Source organism: Streptomyces sp. NPDC005805, from assembly GCF_040630445.1.
Classification (GTDB): Bacteria; Actinomycetota; Actinomycetes; order Streptomycetales; family Streptomycetaceae; genus Streptomyces.
In genome coordinates, this window is sequence record NZ_JBEXXN010000076.1 from 1 (window position 1) to 18,138 (window position 18,138).

The window sequence follows — 18,138 nt, forward strand, 5'->3', positions numbered from 1 at the left end:
AGGTGGGCCGCGTTCTCGACCACCTTCTCCTCGGCCATGACCCGGATGGTGGCGACGGCCGCCGCGCAGGCCAGCGGGTGCCCGGAGTAGGTGAGTCCGCCCGCAGCCGGGCGTCGGTCTTGGCGACGATGCGGCGGTTCTCGCGGAGGAGCTTGCGGTAGCTGTCCAGGCGGCGTTCGTGGAGGCTGCCGTCCTCGACGGCGGCGAGGACCGCGCAGCCCGGCTCGGCCTCGTGGGCGCAGTCGTGGAAGCGGCAGTCGGCGGCCAGGTCCTCGATCTCGGCGAAGACCTGGCCGACGCCGTTGCCCGCGTCCCACAGGCCGACGCCGCGGACGCCGGGGGTGTCGATGAGGACTCCCCCGCCCGGCATGACCAGGAGGTTGCGGGTGGTGGTGGTGTGCCGGCCCTTGCCGTCGGTCTCCCGGGTCGCGCCGACGTCCATCACCTCCTCGCCGAGCAGGCGGTTGGCGAGGGTGGACTTGCCCGCGCCGGAGACGCCGAGCAGGACGCCGGTGCCGCCGGCCAGGATCGCGGTGAGCACCTCCATCCCCTCGCCCGTGGTGGCGCTGACGGGCAGCACCGGGACACCGGGGGCGACCGTCTCCACGTCCTGGACGAGGTAGGACAGGCCGGTGGGGTCGGGCACCAGGTCGGCCTTGGTGAGGACGACCAGCGGGTTGGCGCCGCTCTCCCAGGCGAGGGCGAGGAAGCGCTCGATGCGGCCGAGGTCCGGCTCGACGGCGAGCGAGACGCAGACCACGGCGTGGTCCACGTTGGCCGCGAGGATCTGCCCCTCGGACCGCTGGGAGGAGGTGGACCGCACGAACGCGGTCCGGCGGGGCAGCACGGCGCGCGCGTACTGCGGGTCGCCGCCCGGGTCGACGGCGACCCAGTCACCGGTGCAGACGACCCGCAGCGGGTCGTGCGGGGTGACGAACTCGGTGTCGGCGTGCACGGTGCCGACGGGGGTGATCACGTCGCAGCGCCCCCGGTCGACGCGGACGACCCGGCCGGGCAGCAGACCGCGCCCGGCATACGGGGCGAACGCGTCGGCCCAGACGTCGTCCCAGCCGTACGGCGCGAGCGGATGCGAGGCAGACGAGGACGAACCCAGGAGAGAGGAGGAAGACAAGGGTGACCCTTCACAAGGGTGGCCCCGGCACCGCACTCACGAGCGCGGGAGAAGCAGAGAGGTCAGCCGGAGGCCACGGAGGTGGAGTGAATGAACTTCCGGATGCGGGCAGAGCCCATCTCAACGACAGCCATCGGTCACACCTCCCAGACGGAGCCAAGTCACCGGCAACCCCGGGTTGCCGCTCCAACAGAGCCGACCCTAGAGGTACCCGGGCCAGTGACGCCATCGAATTACGGCAACCCATTCGGCGACGATCGCGGCATGGCCCCGGCACCGCCCGCACGGGCGCGGGTCACCCCATGCCGTAGAGCGTTTCCAGGTCGACCAGTTGGATATCAGGGTCGGCGTGTGCGGCCGCGTACGCCTTGTCGTTGAAGCCTGCGCCGCTGAGACACATGAGTCGAGTGCTGGTGGTGTCGTAGCGTCCCGCCTGGGTGATGAGCTCGCGGATGTGTTGGAGACGCTCGATGTGGGCGATGCCCATGGTGTCGTTCCATTTGGCCTCGCCGATGGCCAGGAGCGGTGGCCGGGAGCCGTCGGCGATGCCGATGACCGCCACATCCACTTCGTGTCCGACGCGGGCCTTGGGATCGTGCACCACGCCGTGTCCGACCCGGGCGGGCAGACCGCCGACCAGTTCTGGGTCGGCGTGGTGCAGCGCCCAGTCGCGGCAGACCTGTTCGAAATGAGGGCCGAGGACGTTGCTGGTGAAGCGGCGGCGGCTGGCCTGCCAGACCCGGGCTGCGCTGCCGGGGCGTTCCAGCTGGTCCCAGACCGGCCGCATGATGGCGTGATAAAAGCCGATCAACGGTTCGGCGATGCGGTAGGTGGGGCGGTTGTCGCGGAAGGCGTCGGCATCGCGGTGCAGCAGGCCGGCGTCTTCGAGGACGTTGATGGGGTGCGCGATGTCGGTGGCCTTGCGTTCCAGGTACCCCGCCATGCCCCCGCGGGTTGCGTTGCCGTCGGCGACTGCGGCCAGCACAGACAGGTACAGGGCGGTGTCTCGCAGGTCGGGCTCTTCCGCGAGCAAATAGCGGGCCTCGCGGAACAGTGGGGTCTCCGGGTTGAGGACGGTGCGGACGACCCAGTCGTCGAAGTCGTCGGCTCCGTTCGGGGTGTCGCCGCGCGCGAACTCTCGTCGATACGCAGGTGTACCGCCCACGATCGCATTGACCTGCAGGGCCAGGCGCGGGTCGGTGATGTTCCAGAATTCGGCGGCCAGACGGTGGTCCAGAGGGCGGACGACCAGCTCCAGACCTGCCCGGCCCCGCAGGGGGGCGTTGCCGGAAAGGAGCCTGCCCATGAACGACAGCGCCGAGCCACACAGCAGTAGCCGGGTGCGGGAGCCGCTGCGCTGGTCGCGCAGCGTCCGCAGTGCTTCTTGGATGATCGAGGGGAGCTCCGGATTCGCCTTGGCCAGGTACGGGAACTCGTCGATCACGACAGGCACGGGCCGCTCCGTACCCAGCGCGAGGAGCGCGTCGACGGCCTCGGCCCAGTCGGAGAAGTGGTACGGACTGGCAGGTCGCGCATGTGCGGTGAGCGCGGCGCTGATGCGCCGCAGGGACTCCGCGTCGGCGGCCTCTGTCGCTCCGAAGTAGAACCCGCCCGCGGCACGGCAGGCCGCGTCGAGCAGGAAGGTCTTGCCCTGTCGGCGCCGCCCGGAGACTACGCCGAGCGTCGCGCCGGGCTGTTCATCCTCGATGAACCGTGTCAGAGCCGACCATTCGTAGTCGCGATCGAACATCTCGACGGGCTTGTCCATACCCCTCCTCCAAAATACAGAATCACATATCTATAAACTGTACCTCTATATCGGAGGACCGAGACCCTGGCGACAGGGAGCGGGGTCGCCGGACGGTGAGGTTGCCAAGGAGTGACGCGAGTGGACCGTCCCTGTCGACGGGGAGCGAGCCGTGCCCGCTTCACGATCGGCGAGGTCTTCCGCCACTTCGGGATCAGCTGGTCATCGAGTGACATGCTCACCCCTTGTGCCCCGATCCGTGGATCGGGGCACAAGGACGAAGGCGACGACGTTCGTCAGCCACTGCCCGGCTGGGTCGTCGCCAGGTCGTTGAGAACAGCGCTGACGACCTGCCATGACACATTCAAGGTGTCGCGATCGGGGGTGTGGGCCTCCTGGATCTCGCGACGCGGATGGACATAGTTCCGGTATCGACGGAGCTCGTGGCAGAAGCGCTCGAAGGCAATGCTCGCAGCAATCTGCTCGTAGCAGCGAAGCAGCGCGTTGCGGTCCCGGGGCCGCATGATCAGCGCGGGGGCATAGATGAGACGTGCGTTCGGTTCAGCTTCTCGTGGTGGCTTCCACTCCGCGCTGAAGACCACTGGCCGTGACAGCGCTCGTTCCTGCCACTGCGCCAGCTGCTCCAGCACAACCTCGCTCAGCGGGTGGGGTGAGCGCGCCGCGAGATCTTCCGCAACGGCGGTCGACCGCTCGGGCTCCCAACCGTCATCGCTGTCCAGGAAGTCCCGGTCCTCCACTCGAAGAGAGCTCTCCGAAGCCAGACGCACCGTCAGTCGTGCAGTGCGACGCTCCACGGAAATCTCGACACGATGGGTCACCAGGTGCCTGTGGACGGCCTCACCGTTCGGGTCCATCCACGTCAGCAGACCGACAGCCAGGACCAGTTCCCTCTGATCGTCTTGCTGGGCCAGCTGCTGATGCCAACGGTAGAGGAACTCGCACTGGTCACGCAACGAACGGTCTGCTCGCTCCCGCTCCGCCCAGCGACGCCAACGCGCCAGCCACGGGCCGTACGCACGAAGCACTTCGGCCGCGTCCTCACGTCGGACCGTGCGCTGCTCCCACCATGTACGACCGTCCGCGTCGCGCTCCTGTTCCTGCCCGGGACCTTCCTCGGCCAGCGGTGGATCCCCAGCGTCCGCGTCCTCGATCCTCTCCGACTGCACCCACCCTTCCAGGAGCTCGGGCAGGGGTGGCGGGGCGGCCTGTGGCACATGGTCCAAGGTGATCAAAGGTGATCAGCAGCCCGTCAGGCCGTGCAGTCGGTCTGCGGACGCCTTCTGGTAGTTGTGCCAGCCACATGTGCTCACGTGACCGATCCCGGTCGTCACGCACTTGCTGTGCGCTGTTCTGCACGACTTCACGCAGAAAGCTCACGAGACCTGTCGTTGACGCGATGACCTCGGGATCCTTCGCATGGCGTCGTGAAACGTTCACCGTTCTCCCCTCGGCTGGTGACGAACGTTCCAGGATGAGGCGAGCGCGCAGACCGCACGGCAAGTGCCTGAGGAATGTCCAGTTGTACGTCCCGTAATGGCTGAATCACATAACGTCGCACGGTGGTGCGACTCCCGGGTGAGTGCACTCGGCAACGGCTTCCCAAACGTGCTTCACCGCTGCGTAGTCGCGCCGCTCTCCCAGGCGAGGGCGAGGAAGCGCTCGATGCGGCCGAGGTCCGGGCCGACGGCGACCCAGTCACCGGTGCAGACGACCCGCAGCGGGTCGTGCGGGGTGACGAACTCGGTGTCGGCTTGCACGGTGCCGACGGGGGTGATCACGTCGCAGCGCCCCCGGTCGACGCGGACGACCCGGCCGGGCAGCAGACCGCGCCCGGCATACGGGGCGAACGCGTCGGCCCAGGCGTCGTCCCAGCCGAGGGCGGCGAGGGGGTGTGCGGACGCGTCGGAGGATGCGGACGGTACGGAGAGGTTCAAGGGGAGCCCTTCGCAGGGTGGCCCCGGCGGGCGCCGTGACGGCGCGCGAGTGGTGTGTGGTCAGCCGGAGGCAACGGAGGAGGTGGAGCGGATGCGTCGGATGCGGGCAGTGCCCGTCGACATGACAGCCATCGGTCACACCTCCTGTTCGCGTCTGCGCGTGCGCCGGTGCGGCGTCGCGTGCGGGTTCGGCTCGGGGGCCGCGTGGCGGCCGTCCCTTCGACGGGTCAGCGTAGAGGGGCGCGGCCGGTGCGGGCCACCGGCTTCTTCCGGGGCCTTTGGGGACCGCCCGCGCGGGACCGCCGGGCGGGCGCGGCGGGGTCGGCGGGCGGGCTCAGGAGGCGGACGGGGTGCGCCCGGTGCCGGTCCAGCGGGTGAGCTGCGCGGCCGTCCAGGTGTTGACGACCCGGTCCGCGGGCACCCCGCAGCGTTCGGCGCGGTCGCAGCCGATGAGTTGCCAGTCGAGCTGTCCGGGCGCGTGGGCGTCGGTGTCGATCGCGAAGAGGACGCCCGCGTCGACGGCCTTGCGCAGCAGCCGCAGGGGCGGATCCCGGCGCTCGGGGCGGGAGTTGATCTCGACGGCGGTGCCGTGCTCGGCGCAGGCGGCGAAGACCCGGTCCGCGTCGAAGCTCGACTCGGGGCGGGTGCCGCGCTCTCCGGTGACCAGGCGGCCGGTGCAGTGGCCGAGGACGTCGGTGAGCGGGTTCTCGACGGCCCGGACCATCCGGCGGGTCATCGCGGGGGCGTCCATGCGCAGCTTGGAGTGGACGGAGGCGACCACCAGGTCGAGCCGTTCCAGGAGTTCGGGTTCCTGGTCCAGGGTGCCGTCCGGGAGGATGTCGCACTCGATGCCGGTGAGCAGCCGGAACGGCTTCCAGGTGGCGTTGAGTTCCTCGATCAGGGCGAGCTGTTCGCGCAGCCGGCCGGCGCTGAGGCCGCGGGCGACCTTGAGGCTGGGCGAGTGGTCGGTGAGGACGGCCCAGTCGTGGCCGAGGGCGCGGGCGGTGCGGCCCATCTCCTCGATGGGGCTGCCGCCGTCGGACCAGTCGGAGTGCAGATGGCAGTCGCCGCGCAGGGCGGCGCGCAGTTCCCCGCCGCCCTCGGCGAGCGGGCCGGCGGCCTCGGCCTCGTCCTCCAGTTTCCGCAGGTAGCCGGGGATCTCGCCGGCCAGGGCCTCGCGGGCGACCTTGGCGGTCTTGGGTCCGACGCCCTTGATCCTCTCCAGGTCGCCGCTGCCGGTCCGGCGGGCGAGGTCGTCGGGGTCGAGGGCGGCGAGTGCCGCGGCGGCGGTGCGGAAGGCCCGCACCCGGTAGGTCTCGGCGCGGGAGCGTTCCAGCAGGAACGCCACGCGGTCCAGCGCTTCGACGGGTTCCATCGGCAGGCTCCTCCCGGCCCCGGGGCCTCTCGTTGCCAGTGAACCCCGGCGGGCCGGTGACGACCACTGGTGGGGCGTGCGGTCACCGGTGTGCCCCCGAGCCGACACTCCGCCTTTCAATCAACGATTCAAGGGTCCATTCACCTTATGTTTGCGCACTGAATAACCTCTAACGTCTTTCTTTGGCCAAACATTCGCACTACTGAACGGCTGGTCAGTACACCGGAGCCGGTCACCGCCTGGGTCCGGCGCGTCACAACCGGTGACCGGATACCGCCCCAGCGGCGGGCGTTCGCCCGGAGAATCGGCAAGACTCCGGTCCGGATTCCCACCCCCGAACCCAACGGAGTGTTCGTTATGCGGTACATCGCCAGAGGACTCGCGCTCGCCGGCCTCACCCTCGGCCTCGCGCTCGCCCCGGGCGCCGGGAGCGCCGGCGCCGCCCCGGCCGGCGCGGAGAGCCTCTACGCGCCCTCGGCCCTCGTCCTCACGGTCACCACCGGCGACGAGACCCTCGACGGCACGGTACTGCGCGCCGTCACCCTGGACTGCGCCCCGGCCGCCCGCGGCTCGCACCCCGCGCCCCGCGCTGCCTGCGCCGAACTCCGCGCCCAGGCCGGGCGGTTCGAGGCGACGGTGACGCCCGACCCGGACATCGCCTGCACCCGGCAGTGGGACCCGGTGACCGTCACGGCGGACGGCGTCTGGGAGGGCAAGCGCGTCGCGTACCGCCACACCTTCGGCAACCCCTGTATGAAGGGGACCGCGAAGGGCGTGCTCTTCGGCTTCTGAGCCGAGCGCGGCCCCCACGGGCCGCACGCGGACCACGCGCGCCACGCGCGCCACACGGACCACGCGCGCCACACGGACCACGCGCGCCACACGCGGAAGCGGCCACGGCATCGGTGCCGTGGCCGCTTCCGCGTCGCGTGGGCCCGGAGGGACGGACCCGGTCAGGCGCCCGGCGGCACTCGCGCCGGGCGGCCCGGGCCGCGGGTCAGGGCGTAGCCGCCGATCCCCGCGAGGGCGGCGAGGACCGCGCCCGCGCCGGTCCACAGCCAGCGGTCGGACCACCAGCCGGAGGAGAGGTCGAGCCCGGCCTTCTCCTCGTTGCTCCGCACCTCCGCCGAGACACCGGGCACCAGCGGTTCGGCGAGCGCGCCGTCGACCGCGTACGCCCCGCCGGCCTCGTGGGGCACGGCCTCCATCTCGGCGCGCACCGGCAGGCCCTGGTCCTGCTCGGGCAGGGCGGTGACGGTCAGCCGGACGTAGTAGCTGCCCGGCAGGGGGTCGTTCGCCCACGGGTCGGCGAGGGAGCGCACCGGGCGCAGGGTGCAGGACAACTCGGCTGTGGCCGCGTCCCGTTCGGCGGTGCGGCTCTGCATCCCGTACATGCACGCCTGGCGGCGGCGGAGCCCGTCGTAGACATCGATCCGCCAGGTGGACGCGCCGTGGCGGGCGGTGGACTCGGGGAGGGTGACCGTGGCCCGCACGGTCGGGCGGTCCCCCGCCTCGGCGGAGAACACCCAGTAGAGGTAGTCGCCGCTGGACGCGTCCGCCGTCGCCCTCTGCCCCTGCTGCACGGGCGTGGCGGTGCGGAAGGTGGTGCCCGCCTCCGTCGGCCCGGCGTCCGCGGCCGAGGCGCTCGGGGACGGGGACGGGGTGTCAGCGGCGGCCGGGACGACCGGGCCGAGCAGGGCGGCGGCGGCCAGCAGGCCGGCCGTCAGCATCCTTGTGCCACGCATCAGTTGGTCCTCCAGACGGAGACGCGCCAGCGGGAGACCCAGCCCCACACCAGACCGGTCAGGAAGCCCGCGACGACCAGCAGGCCGAGCAGCCACCAGCCGCGGCCGAGGCCGAAGGAGGCCACGTCGGAGGCGGCGTCGGGCGCGTCCGTCACATCGACGGTCAGCTCGACGGGCATACCGGGCTCGGTCTTGACCCCGGCGGCGGGCGAGAAGGAGTTGCTGACCTGGAGGCAGACCGTCTCCGCGGCCGGCTTCGTATCGGTGTCGTCCGCCTCATCGGAGGGCGGCTTGGGGTAGCGCAGCCCGGTGGAGATCAGGTCGGTGCGGCCGTCCCCGGCCTCGGAGCCGCGTACGATCTCGCGGCCGTGCACGGTCACGGCCCGCAGCAGGACGCCGTAGTCGCGGCCCACCCGGCGGTCGGCGCCGATGCTGACGGAGGCGCGCAGTTCCTGGCCGGGCAGCACGTCGACCCGGTACCAGCGGTGCTCGCCGAACTTCTCGCGGTCGGTGTAGAGGCCGGGGGTGAGCACGGGCGCGCCGTCGCACCGCTCGGCGCCCTCGGTGGCGACGGGCACCACCACGGGGTCGGCCGCGCGTTCCACCAACTGGCTGACCCGGCCGGAGAGTTCCTGGGTGTGCTGGACGGAGGTGTAGGTGCCGCCGGTCGCCTCGGCGATGCAGCGGAGCTGGGCGCGGGTCTTGGCGTCGGGGACCAGGCCGAGGGTGTCGATGACGAGGTGGATGCCCTTGGCCGCGATCTCGCGGGCCACCTCGCACGGGTCGAGGGGCGCGCAGGTGTCCTCGCCGTCGGTGATCAGGACGATCCGGCGGGTGGCGTCGCCGCCCTCCAGGTCCTTGGCGGCGCCGAGCAGGGCGGGCCCGATCGGCGTCCAGCCGGTGGGCGCGAGGGTCGCGACGGCGGCCTTGGCCTCGGTGCGGTCGAGCGGTCCGACGGGGTAGAGCTGCCGGGTGTCCTTGCAGCCGCGCTCGCGGTCGTCGCCGGGGTAGTCCGCGCCGAGGGTGCGTATGCCGAGCCGCACCTCGTCCGGGACGGCGTCCAGGACCTCGTTGAACGCCTGCTTGGCGGCGGCCATCCGGCTCTGGCCGTCGATGTCGCGGGCCCTCATGGAACCGCTGACGTCGAGGACGAGTTCGACCTTGGGGGCTTCCTTCGCCGCCGCCGGTTCGTCGGCGGCGGCCGGTGACGCGGGCAGCAGCCCGGCGGCCAGGGCCGCGAGCAGGGCGCAGACCCCGGTCGCGAGCCGTTTTCTTATGATCATCCGCCGGATCGTAGTGAGCGCGGGCGCCGTGATCCAAAACGGTCCGCCGGGCGGGCGTCCGGGCCCGCCCGGCAGGGCCCCCAGGCCCGGTGCTCCCTCAGGTCCGGCAGGGCCCCTCAGGCCCGGTGCTCCCTCAGGTCCGGCGCGCCGCCAGGGCCTCGGCGACCCGGTCGAAGAACGCGGCGTGGGCGGGGGCGCTGCACGGGAGTTCGGGGTTCCAGGGGACGACCGTCCTGCCGTCGGTGACGGCCCGCCAGGCCGGATTGGCGGCGAGGCGCGCCAGGGGTTCGGCGTTGACCCGGACGTCGGCGAGGACCACATCGGGTTCCAGCAGGGCGGCCGAGGTCCAGTCCGTGGTGGACCAGTTGACGCCTGCGCCGGGCGCCGGGGCCGCCATCCGCACCCCGCAGTCGGCGAGCGCCCGCAGGTCCGGCCAGGCTCCCGGGCGGGCCAGGTGCACGCTGTCCGGCCCGGCGGGCGAGAGGGCCAGGACGCGTGCGCCCGGGGCCCGTTCGGCCGCCGCGCGCAGCCGCTCGCGAGCCGCCTCGACCGCGGACGGCGACCGGGAGGCCGCGCCGAGGGAGACCGCGAGAGCGGTGAACCGGTCACGGACCTCGTCGAGCGAGCGCCCCTGGCCGACGTCCAGAAGGACCAGGGGGACGTGCTCCTCCAGATGCTTGGCGGTGTCCGGGTCCAGCCCGTAGACCCGGTCCGTGCCGTAGCCGACGGCGACCACCAGGTCCGGGCGGTGGGCGAGGACCGTGTCGACGCCGACCTCCGGGCCCGGGCCGAGGTAGGGCACCTCCGGGGGCAGCGCGCCCGCCTTGGCCGGGTCGGTCTCCGGGCCGTCGTGCGCCGAGCCGAACACGGCGACGGGGCGCAGCCCGTGGTCGAAGAGGGCGGCACCTGCCTGGAGATAGGCGACCAGCCGTGCCGGGGTGCCGGGCGTGGCCGCCGTCCGGCCCCTGTCGTCCGCGAACCGCCATCCGTTTCTCTGCTCCATGCCGCCTCCGCTCGGGTCCCTCGGCCGGCGTCGACCCCGGCGCCGCCGTCGCACGCGTCGCGGTGTCCCTGCCCCGGGGCCGCCCGGCGTACGCGTGCAACCGCCGTGATCCGGCCACGAGTTCGCCCGGCGAGGTGTCCGGTTCCGACGGGGGCGCGGGCGGGCGCCGGTGTCCGATTCCTTCAAGACCCGGGCCGTGCGCGCGCCCTACGGTGGCCGCATGACCGATCAACCGCACACCGAGCAATCGCACACCACCCCGGGGGCCACGCCCCCGCGTCTCGACGCGATCGGCCTGGTCGTCTCCGACATGGCCGCCTCGCTCGCCTTCTACCGCCGCCTGGGTCTGGAGGTGCCCGCCGGGGCGGACTCCGCCCCGCACGCGGAGGCCGTTCTGCCGGGCGGGGTCCGGGTGCTGTGGGACACCGAGGAGGCGATCCGCTCCTTCGACCCGTCCTGGGCCCGGCCGTCCGGCGGCGAGCGCCTGGGCCTCGCCTTCCGCTGCGCGGACCCGGCGGCCGTGGACGCCCGCTACGTGGAACTGCTCGCGGCCGGGTACTCGGGGCACATGGAGCCGTGGGACGCCGAGTGGGGGCAGCGCTACGCGGTGGTGCTCGACCCGGACGGCATGGGCGTCTCCCTCTTCGCCGACGCGGCGGTGTAGGCGCCGAGGGTCATACCGGAGAGGGCGCGCATCTCCCGGGCGAGATGCGCCTGGTCGGCGCAGCCGGCCGTGAGGGCCGCCTCGGCGTATGGGGTTTCGCCGTGGATCAGGGCCAGGGCGCGCCGGAGGCGCAGGATGCGGGCCAGGGTCTTGGGTCCGTAGCCGAAGAGGTCCTGGGAACGGCGGTGGAGCTGCCGGGCGCCGAGGCCCGCGTGCTCGGCGGCCGCGGCGACGCTCCCGCCCGCCGCCAGGTGCCGGACCAGGGGCGTGAGCCAGGCGTCCGGGGGCGGGGTGTCCGCCGCCCGGCGCAGTGCCACGGCCTCCAGGCCCGCGGCCGGGTCGGCCGGGTCCACCCGGGCGGCGAACCTGCGCGTCTCGGCGGCGCCCCAGAGATCGGCGAGCGGCACCCGCAGGTCGCGCAGTTCGCGCGCGGGGACGCCGAGGAGGGCGGGCGCGGTCCCGGGGGCGAAGCGCAGGCCCGCGCCGACGGGTGCGGGGGCGTCGGTGGTGGGGTGGGCGCGGGTGTCGGGGCCGGCCACCAGGAGGCCGTCCTCGCTCCAGAGGAGGTCCATACAGCCGTCGGGGAGGACGGGGCGCGGGGCGGCAGGGGCGGCGGGCCCGTCGCGGTCCCCCGGGGTGAGGGTCCACAGGACGGCTCCGGTGAGGCGGGACGGCCGCTCGCGGTACACGCCGTCGAGGCTACCGGCCGTTCTCCGCGCCGTCCGGGCCGCCGCCCGGGCCGGAGCCCGGACCGGGCTCGCGCCCGTTCTCGCGGCCGCCTTCCCGCCCGGGCTCACGGCCGTTCTCGCGCCCGTTCTCGCGCCCGTTCTCCCTGCCGTTGTCCCGGCCCGTGTGCAGGCGGGCCTTCACATCGTCCGGCGGAAGGAACTTCGACCAGCGCTCGGGGAACTCGGACGGCATGTCCCCGCCGTCGTCCTCGTCGTCCTCGTCGTCCTCCCCGTCCCCGTCGCCGTACAGCTGGGAGGCCCGGGCGCGGGCCAGCAGTTCGGCGGCGTCGGCGGCGCGGGCGCGCTCGTTCGCCGCGCGGGCCGCGGCCGTGGCGACCGAGGGCCAGACCCGGTCGATGGCGGCGTTCACGGCCGCGCCCACCAGCACGGCGAACGCGGAGATCCCTATCCAGAGGAGGAAGGCGATGGGCGCGGCGAGGGAGCCGTAGATCGTCGGTCCCTCCACCGTGCTGGTCAGGTAGATCCGCAGCAGGAAGCTGCCCAGCACCCACATGGCCAGGGCGACCAGCGCGCCGGGGATGTCCTCGACCCAGGGCGAACGCACCGGCACGGACACGTGGTACAGCGTGGTCAGGAAGGCGATCGACAGCAGGATGACGACCGGCCAGTACAGCGCCCGGACCACCTCGGTGCCCCAGGGGATCAGCTCCACCACCCGGTCCGGACCGACCACGGCGAGCGGCAGGACCACCGCGCCGATCAGCAGGGCGATGAGGTAGAGGAGGAAGGCGAGCAGCCGGGTGGCGACGATGCCCCGGTGGCCGTCCAGCCCGTACATCACGGTGATGGTTTCGATGAAGACGTTCACCGCGAGGGACCCGGACCACAGGGCGATGGCGAAGCCGATGGAGATGACGTCGGGCCGGCCGCCCTGGGTGACGTCCTCCAGCAGGGGTTTGGCGATGTCGTTGACGCCCCGGTCGGACAACACTGTGCCGACGGCGGAGAGGATGTTCTCCTCGATGGAGGCGACGGTGGTGGTGTTCGTCCAGTCGTCGATGTAGCCGAGGAGGCCCAGCAGGCCCAGCATCAGCGGCGGCACGGAGAGCAGGGTGAAGAAGGCCGCCTCCGCTGCGAGGCCGAGGATGCGGTACTCGATGCACGAGTTGACGGTGTCCTTCAGCAGCAGCCATGTCATCTTCCGCTTGGAGACGTTGCGGTAGAGGACTCGGGCCCGGTGGAGCCGGCCCGGGGGCCGCTCGGGTGTTTCGTTTGCTGCCTGCACCTCCTTACCGTATCCGTACGGCGGGCCCCGGGTGACCGGCGGAACACCGTCCGCCGCGCTCCGCTTCGGGTTCGCCGAGGGGGCGGAGGCGGAGGTCGTGGCGCCGGAGCGGGCGGCGGATCTGCCGCCCGGGGCGGGGTCCCGGGCGGCGGGGCCGGGGTTTGGCCGGATCGCGGCGGCGTGATTGTCTGACCGCCATGAGCATCGCCGTCACCACCTGGTCCCTGGAGCAGACGTCCCCCTCCGATCTGAGGCCCGCGTCCGCGCCCGAGGGGGACGTCCGTGTCGTGCGCGCCGAGGTCCCCTCGCCGGAGTTCAGCCGCTTCCTCTACGCCTCCGTGGGCGGCGACATCCGCTGGACCGACCGGCTGGGGATGACGTACGCGGAGTGGGAGAAGTGGCTGGACCGGCCGGGCGTCGAGACCTGGGTGGCGTACGACCGGGGGACGCCGGCCGGCTATGTGGAGCTGGCCGCGCAGGACGGCGGCGATGTGGAGATCGTGTACTTCGGGCTGATCCCGGCGTTCCGGGGCCGGCGGATCGGCGGGCACCTCCTCTCCTACGGCGTGGCCCGGGCCTGGGACCTGGCCGAGCGGTGGCCGGGCCTGCCCGCGACCTCCCGGGTGTGGCTGCACACCTGCTCCAAGGACGGCCCGCACGCGATGGACAACTATCTGCGGCGCGGCTTCCGGCTCTTCGCCACCAAGGTCGAGGAGGAGGACGAGGTCGCGACCCCCGGCCCCTGGCCCGGCGCCCTCGGCTGACCCGCCTCCGCGGTCGCCGGGGCGCCCCGGCGACCGCGGACCCGTACGACCGCGGGCGTCCGCACTGCGGTGACCCACGACACAGTGTCCCACTCTGCGAGACATTGCTGTCCACATAATGGATGACGGTGGACTGGGTCCAAAGTCCCGTGACACGCTTCCGTCATGTCCAGCACTGGAATTGCCTTGGTGAGTCGGCGGCACGTCGACCTCGGCCGCATGTCCAGCGCCATCTGTCCGGCCTGCTGAGAGTTCAGCACCGCCGCACCCCCTCTGTCTTCGCCCCGCCCTGCGCACCGCCGCGCCCTCGCCGCGAGTGTGCAGCTCAGAGCCGCCCTCCTGCAGTCTCGAAGGACGTATCACCATGGCCGCCACCCCCAAGGAGCCCGTCTCCGCCACGCCCCGTCGCAAGGCCGGACGCCACCGCGGCGAGGGCCAGTGGGCACGGGGCCACCTGACTCCGCTCAACGCCAACGAGCAGACCAAGAAGGACGACGACGGTCTCAATGTGCGGACACGCATTGAGACGATCTACGCGAAGCGCGGTTTCGACTCGATCGACGGCGCGGACCTGCGCGGACGGATGCGCTGGTGGGGCCTCTACACCCAGCGCAAGCCCGGGATCGACGGCGGCAAGACGGCGATCCTGGAGCCGGAGGAGCTGGACGACAAGTACTTCATGCTGCGCGTCCGTATCGACGGCGGCCGGCTCACCACCGAGCAGCTGCGCGTCATCGGCGGCATCTCCGAGGAGTTCGCGCGCGGCACCGCCGACCTCACGGACCGGCAGAACGTGCAGTACCACTGGATCCGCATCGAGGACATGCCCGAGATCTGGCGGCGCCTGGAGGGCGTCGGGCTGTCCACGACGGAGGCGTGCGGCGACACCCCGCGCGTCATCCTGGGCTCCCCCGTGGCGGGCATCGCCGAGGACGAGATCATCGACGGCACCCCGGCCATCGACGAGATCTACCGGCGCATCGTGGGCAACAAGGACTTCTCCAACCTGCCCCGGAAGTTCAAGTCGGCGATCTCCGGCTCCCCGCTCCTGGACGTCGCGCACGAGATCAACGACATCGCCTTCGTCGGCGTGGAGCACCCCGAGCACGGACCGGGCTTCGACCTCTGGGTCGGCGGCGGCCTCTCCACCAACCCCAAGCTGGGCGTGCGCCTCGGCGCCTGGGTCCCGCTGGACGAGGTGCCCGACGCCTACGAGGGCGTCATCTCCATCTTCCGCGACTACGGCTACCGCCGGCTGCGCAACCGCGCCCGCCTGAAGTTCCTGGTGGCCGACTGGGGCGCGGAGAAGTTCCGCCAGGTGCTGGAGGACGAGTACCTCAAGCGCAAGCTGGTCGACGGCCCCGCTCCCGAGCAGCCGATCGCCCAGTGGCGCGACCACGTCGGCGTCCACCGGCAGAAGGACGGCCGCTTCTACGTCGGCTTCGCGCCGCGCGTCGGGCGGGTCGACGGCACCACCCTCACCAAGATCGCCTCGCTGGCCGAGGAGCACGGCTCCGGGCGGCTGCGCACCACCGCCGAGCAGAAGATGATCGTGCTCGACGTGACCGAGGACCAGGTCGACTCCCTGGTCTCCGGGCTGGAGGCGCTGGACCTGCGGGTCACCCCCTCCCCGTTCCGGCGCGGCACCATGGCCTGCACCGGCATCGAGTTCTGCAAGCTGGCCATCGTCGAGACCAAGGCGCGCGGCGCCTCCCTCATCGACGAACTGGAGCGCCGGCTCCCCGAGTTCGAGGAGCCGCTGACCATCAACATCAACGGCTGCCCCAACGCCTGCGCCCGTATCCAGGTCGCGGACATCGGTCTCAAGGGGCAGCTCGTCCTCGACGAGGACGGCAACCAGGTCGAGGGCTACCAGGTCCACCTCGGCGGCGCGCTCGGTCTGGAGGCCGGCTTCGGCCGCAAGGTGCGCGGGCTGAAGGTGACCTCCGAGGAACTGCCCGACTACGTCGAGCGGGTGCTGCGCCGCTACCAGGCGGAGCGCGAGGACGGCGAGCGCTTCGCGGTCTGGGCCGCGCGCGCCGGGGAGGACGCCCTGTCATGAGCGAGCGAGCCGCCCCCTTCTACTGCCCGTACTGCGGCGACGAGGATCTGCGCCCCAACGAGAGCGGCCACGGCGCGTGGGAGTGCGCGGCGTGCAACCGGGCCTTCCAGGTGAAGTTCCTCGGGCTCCTCGCCCGGGGGGTCCGGTCCGACAGCAGCGGGAGGGACGAGATATGACGACTGCTCAGACCGTCCGGCAGGACCGGGACCTGAAGTCGCTGGCCGAGCGCGCGGGCCGCGAGCTGGAGGACGCCCCGGCCCTGGACATCCTCCGGTGGGCGGCGGACACCTTCGGCAGCCGCTTCTGCGTCACCTCCTCCATGGAGGACGCCGTCGTCGCCCATCTGGCCTCCCGCGTCTTCCCGGGCGTGGACGTGGTCTTCCTGGACACCGGCTACCACTTCGAGGAGACCATCGGCACCCGGGACGCGGTGGAGGCGGTGATGGACGTCAACGTCATCACCCTCACCCCCCGCCGGACCGTGGCCGAGCAGGACGCCGAGTACGGCCCGAAGCTGCACGACCGGGACCCCGACCTGTGCTGCTCGCTGCGGAAGGTCGCCCCGCTGCGGGACGGCCTGACGGAGTACGACGCCTGGGCGACCGGTCTGCGCCGCGACGAGTCCCCGACCCGGGCGAACACCCCGGTGGTGGGCTGGGACGAGAAGCGCCGCAAGGTGAAGGTCTCCCCCATCGCCCGCTGGACGCAGGACGACGTGGACGCGTACGTCGCCGAGCACGGCGTGCTGACCAACCCGCTCCTCATGGACGGCTACGCCTCCGTCGGCTGCGCGCCCTGCACCCGCCGGGTCCTGGCGGGCGAGGACGTCCGGGCCGGGCGCTGGGCCGGGCGCGGCAAGACCGAGTGCGGCCTGCACGGCTGACGGGCCCTCACCGATGACCACCACCCCCTCGCCGCCCGCGCATACGGCGCCGGCGACCACCGACTTGGAGAACGACGTGACCGGAGCCACGATCTGGCTCACGGGTCTGCCGAGTGCCGGCAAGACCACGATCGCCCGCGAGCTGGCCGCGCGGCTGGAGGCCGAGGGACGCCGGGTCGAGCTGCTCGACGGCGACGAGATCCGCGAGTTCCTCTCCGCGGGTCTCGGGTTCGGCCGGGAGGACCGGCACACCAATGTGCAGCGGATCGGTTTCGTCGCCGAACTCCTCGCCTCGCACGGGGTGCTGGTGCTGGCCCCGGTGATCGCGCCGTACGCGGACAGCCGGGAGGCGGTGCGCAAGCGGCACCAGCGGGAGGGCACCGCCTATGTGGAGGTGCATGTCGCGACGCCGGTCGAGGTGTGCTCGGAGCGCGATGTGAAGGGCCTGTACGCCAAGCAGGCGGCCGGTGAGATCAGCGGCCTGACCGGAGTGGACGACCCGTACGAGGCGCCCGAGGCGCCGGATCTGCGGATCGAGTCCCAGAACCAGACCGTGGCCGAGTCCGCCGAGGCGGTCCGTGTGCTGCTGGCCGAGAGGGGTTTGCTGTGACCACGACCACCACCGTCGCGTCGACGCGACAGAGTGCGGACGGTTCGTACGCGCTGTCGCACCTGGACGCGCTGGAGTCGGAGGCGGTGCACATCTTCCGCGAGGTGGCGGGTGAGTTCGAGCGGCCGGTGATCCTGTTCTCCGGCGGCAAGGACTCGATCGTGATGCTGCACCTGGCGCTGAAGGCGTTCGCGCCGGCGGCGGTGCCGTTCTCCCTGCTGCACGTGGACACCGGGCACAACTTCCCCGAGGTCATCGCGTACCGGGACCGGACGGTCGAGCGGCACGGGCTGCGGCTGCGCGTGGCCTCGGTGCAGGAGTACATCGACGCGGGCAAGCTGCGGGAGCGCCCCGACGGCACCCGTAACCCGCTGCAGACGGTGCCGCTGACGGAGGCCATCCGGGAGCACCGTTTCGACGCGGTGTTCGGCGGTGGGCGGCGGGACGAGGAGAAGGCCCGGGCCAAGGAGCGGGTGTTCTCGCTGCGGGACGAGTTCTCCCAGTGGGATCCGCGCCGGCAGCGCCCGGAGCTGTGGCAGCTCTACAACGGCCGGCACGCGCCCGGGGAGCATGTGCGGGTCTTCCCGCTGTCGAACTGGACCGAGCTGGATGTGTGGCAGTACATCCAGCGGGAGCGGATCGAGCTGCCGGAGATCTACTTCGCCCATGAGCGGGAGGTGTTCCGACGCTCCGGGATGTGGCTGACGGCGGGCGAGTGGGGCGGCCCGAAGGAGTCGGAGACGCCGGAGAAGCGCCTGGTGCGCTACCGCACGGTCGGGGACATGTCCTGCACCGGGGCGGTGGACTCGGACGCCACCACCCTGGAGGCGGTGATCGCGGAGATCGCGGCGTCCCGGCTGACCGAGCGGGGGGCGACCCGCGCGGACGACAAGCTGTCCGAGGCGGCGATGGAAGACCGCAAGCGCGAAGGGTACTTCTAG

Annotated in this window: 18 protein-coding genes and 1 pseudogene; 9 read left to right on the forward strand and 10 right to left on the reverse strand. The window is 72.3% G+C overall.

Annotated elements, in window-relative coordinates; all coding sequences use genetic code 11:
• From rsgA to ABZ457_RS28350, 5 genes and pseudogenes are all read right to left on the reverse strand, one after another.
• Nucleotides 1–1,132: ribosome small subunit-dependent GTPase A (gene rsgA / locus ABZ457_RS28330; protein WP_359163100.1), on the reverse strand; the 1,132-nt coding region annotated here is incomplete at its 3' end.
• 295 nt (nt 1,133–1,427) lie between these two features.
• The gene (locus ABZ457_RS28335) at nt 1,428–2,900 is read right to left on the reverse strand and encodes an ATP-binding protein (protein ID WP_359163103.1); all 1,473 of its coding nucleotides are present in this window, start codon (nt 2,898–2,900) and stop codon (nt 1,428–1,430) included.
• Between the two features lie 275 nt (nt 2,901–3,175).
• Nucleotides 3,176–4,066, reverse strand: a complete 891-nt coding sequence (locus ABZ457_RS28340; protein ID WP_359163106.1) for a hypothetical protein — start codon at nt 4,064–4,066, stop codon at nt 3,176–3,178.
• A gap of 459 nt (nt 4,067–4,525) precedes the next feature.
• Nucleotides 4,526–4,834 (reverse strand): annotated as a pseudogene (locus tag ABZ457_RS28345) (GTPase RsgA); the annotation flags it as partial.
• 334 nt (nt 4,835–5,168) lie between these two features.
• Nucleotides 5,169–6,209, reverse strand: coding sequence for a PHP domain-containing protein (locus ABZ457_RS28350; RefSeq protein ID WP_359163109.1), 1,041 nt, complete (start codon nt 6,207–6,209; stop codon nt 5,169–5,171).
• A 357-nt stretch (nt 6,210–6,566) separates the two neighbouring features.
• Here ABZ457_RS28350 and ABZ457_RS28355 point away from each other — a divergent pair, with 357 nt between their 5' ends.
• Nucleotides 6,567–7,001: a subtilase-type protease inhibitor gene (locus tag ABZ457_RS28355; protein WP_359163112.1), complete on the forward strand. Its 435-nt coding sequence runs from the start codon at nt 6,567–6,569 to the stop codon at nt 6,999–7,001.
• A 161-nt stretch (nt 7,002–7,162) separates the two neighbouring features.
• Here ABZ457_RS28355 and ABZ457_RS28360 read toward each other — a convergent pair whose 3' ends face one another.
• The 3 genes from ABZ457_RS28360 to ABZ457_RS28370 all read right to left on the reverse strand — a co-directional run bounded on the left by ABZ457_RS28360 (nt 7,163) and on the right by ABZ457_RS28370 (nt 10,240).
• The gene (locus ABZ457_RS28360) at nt 7,163–7,954 is read right to left on the reverse strand and encodes a hypothetical protein (RefSeq protein ID WP_359163115.1); all 792 of its coding nucleotides are present in this window, start codon (nt 7,952–7,954) and stop codon (nt 7,163–7,165) included.
• On the reverse strand, nt 7,954–9,237 hold the full coding sequence (locus ABZ457_RS28365) for a VWA domain-containing protein (protein WP_359163118.1): 1,284 nt from the start codon (nt 9,235–9,237) through the stop codon (nt 7,954–7,956). The genes ABZ457_RS28360 and ABZ457_RS28365 overlap by 1 nt, the downstream gene beginning before the upstream one ends.
• A 133-nt stretch (nt 9,238–9,370) precedes the next feature.
• Nucleotides 9,371–10,240: an ABC transporter substrate-binding protein gene (locus tag ABZ457_RS28370; protein ID WP_359163121.1), complete on the reverse strand. Its 870-nt coding sequence runs from the start codon at nt 10,238–10,240 to the stop codon at nt 9,371–9,373.
• Between the two features lie 220 nt (nt 10,241–10,460).
• Here ABZ457_RS28370 and ABZ457_RS28375 point away from each other — a divergent pair, with 220 nt between their 5' ends.
• Complete coding sequence (locus ABZ457_RS28375) at nt 10,461–10,904, forward strand: VOC family protein (protein WP_359163124.1); 444 nt, start codon at nt 10,461–10,463, stop codon at nt 10,902–10,904.
• On the opposite strand, the gene ABZ457_RS28380 is transcribed toward ABZ457_RS28375, so the two are convergent.
• The gene (locus ABZ457_RS28380; protein ID WP_359163127.1) at nt 10,841–11,593 is read right to left on the reverse strand and encodes a helix-turn-helix domain-containing protein; all 753 of its coding nucleotides are present in this window, start codon (nt 11,591–11,593) and stop codon (nt 10,841–10,843) included. The genes ABZ457_RS28375 and ABZ457_RS28380 overlap by 64 nt on opposite strands.
• A gap of 10 nt (nt 11,594–11,603) precedes the next feature.
• A complete protein-coding gene (locus ABZ457_RS28385) occupies nt 11,604–12,878 on the reverse strand; it encodes a YihY/virulence factor BrkB family protein (RefSeq protein ID WP_359163130.1) in 1,275 nt (424 codons plus the stop codon).
• A gap of 197 nt (nt 12,879–13,075) precedes the next feature.
• Here ABZ457_RS28385 and ABZ457_RS28390 point away from each other — a divergent pair, with 197 nt between their 5' ends.
• From ABZ457_RS28390 to cysD, 7 genes are all read left to right on the forward strand, one after another.
• Nucleotides 13,076–13,642 carry a GNAT family N-acetyltransferase gene (locus ABZ457_RS28390; RefSeq protein WP_359163133.1) on the forward strand — a complete coding sequence of 189 codons (567 nt, stop codon included), beginning with the start codon at nt 13,076–13,078 and terminating at the stop codon, nt 13,640–13,642.
• A 165-nt stretch (nt 13,643–13,807) separates the two neighbouring features.
• A complete protein-coding gene (locus ABZ457_RS28395) occupies nt 13,808–13,891 on the forward strand; it encodes a putative leader peptide (protein WP_310650533.1) in 84 nt (27 codons plus the stop codon).
• 115 nt (nt 13,892–14,006) lie between these two features.
• On the forward strand, nt 14,007–15,704 hold the full coding sequence (locus ABZ457_RS28400) for a nitrite/sulfite reductase (protein WP_359163136.1): 1,698 nt from the start codon (nt 14,007–14,009) through the stop codon (nt 15,702–15,704).
• Nucleotides 15,701–15,880, forward strand: coding sequence for a hypothetical protein (locus tag ABZ457_RS28405; protein WP_359163139.1), 180 nt, complete (start codon nt 15,701–15,703; stop codon nt 15,878–15,880). The genes ABZ457_RS28400 and ABZ457_RS28405 overlap by 4 nt, the downstream gene beginning before the upstream one ends.
• Nucleotides 15,877–16,587, forward strand: coding sequence for a phosphoadenylyl-sulfate reductase (locus ABZ457_RS28410; RefSeq protein WP_359163142.1), 711 nt, complete (start codon nt 15,877–15,879; stop codon nt 16,585–16,587). The genes ABZ457_RS28405 and ABZ457_RS28410 overlap by 4 nt, the downstream gene beginning before the upstream one ends.
• Before the next feature lie 13 nt (nt 16,588–16,600).
• Nucleotides 16,601–17,197: an adenylyl-sulfate kinase gene (gene cysC / locus ABZ457_RS28415; RefSeq protein ID WP_359163145.1), complete on the forward strand. Its 597-nt coding sequence runs from the start codon at nt 16,601–16,603 to the stop codon at nt 17,195–17,197.
• A complete protein-coding gene (gene cysD, locus ABZ457_RS28420) occupies nt 17,194–18,138 on the forward strand; it encodes a sulfate adenylyltransferase subunit CysD (RefSeq protein ID WP_359163148.1) in 945 nt (314 codons plus the stop codon). The genes cysC and cysD overlap by 4 nt, the downstream gene beginning before the upstream one ends.

Excerpts from the sequence above, each read along its gene's own strand:
- ABZ457_RS28335 (WP_359163103.1), bottom strand. The coding sequence starts at position 2,900 with ATGGACAAGCCCGTCGAGATGTTCGATCGCGACTACGAATGGTCGGCT.
- ABZ457_RS28350 (WP_359163109.1), bottom strand. The coding sequence starts at position 6,209 with ATGGAACCCGTCGAAGCGCTGGACCGCGTGGCGTTCCTGCTGGAACGC.
- ABZ457_RS28355 (WP_359163112.1), top strand. The coding sequence starts at position 6,567 with ATGCGGTACATCGCCAGAGGACTCGCGCTCGCCGGCCTCACCCTCGGC.
- ABZ457_RS28360 (WP_359163115.1), bottom strand. The coding sequence starts at position 7,954 with ATGCGTGGCACAAGGATGCTGACGGCCGGCCTGCTGGCCGCCGCCGCC.
- ABZ457_RS28365 (WP_359163118.1), bottom strand. The coding sequence starts at position 9,237 with ATGATCATAAGAAAACGGCTCGCGACCGGGGTCTGCGCCCTGCTCGCG.
- ABZ457_RS28370 (WP_359163121.1), bottom strand. The coding sequence starts at position 10,240 with ATGGAGCAGAGAAACGGATGGCGGTTCGCGGACGACAGGGGCCGGACG.
- ABZ457_RS28375 (WP_359163124.1), top strand. The coding sequence starts at position 10,461 with ATGACCGATCAACCGCACACCGAGCAATCGCACACCACCCCGGGGGCC.
- ABZ457_RS28390 (WP_359163133.1), top strand. The coding sequence starts at position 13,076 with ATGAGCATCGCCGTCACCACCTGGTCCCTGGAGCAGACGTCCCCCTCC.
- ABZ457_RS28395 (WP_310650533.1), top strand. The coding sequence starts at position 13,808 with ATGTCCAGCACTGGAATTGCCTTGGTGAGTCGGCGGCACGTCGACCTC.
- ABZ457_RS28400 (WP_359163136.1), top strand. The coding sequence starts at position 14,007 with ATGGCCGCCACCCCCAAGGAGCCCGTCTCCGCCACGCCCCGTCGCAAG.
- ABZ457_RS28405 (WP_359163139.1), top strand. The coding sequence starts at position 15,701 with ATGAGCGAGCGAGCCGCCCCCTTCTACTGCCCGTACTGCGGCGACGAG.
- ABZ457_RS28410 (WP_359163142.1), top strand. The coding sequence starts at position 15,877 with ATGACGACTGCTCAGACCGTCCGGCAGGACCGGGACCTGAAGTCGCTG.
- cysC (WP_359163145.1), top strand. The coding sequence starts at position 16,601 with ATGACCACCACCCCCTCGCCGCCCGCGCATACGGCGCCGGCGACCACC.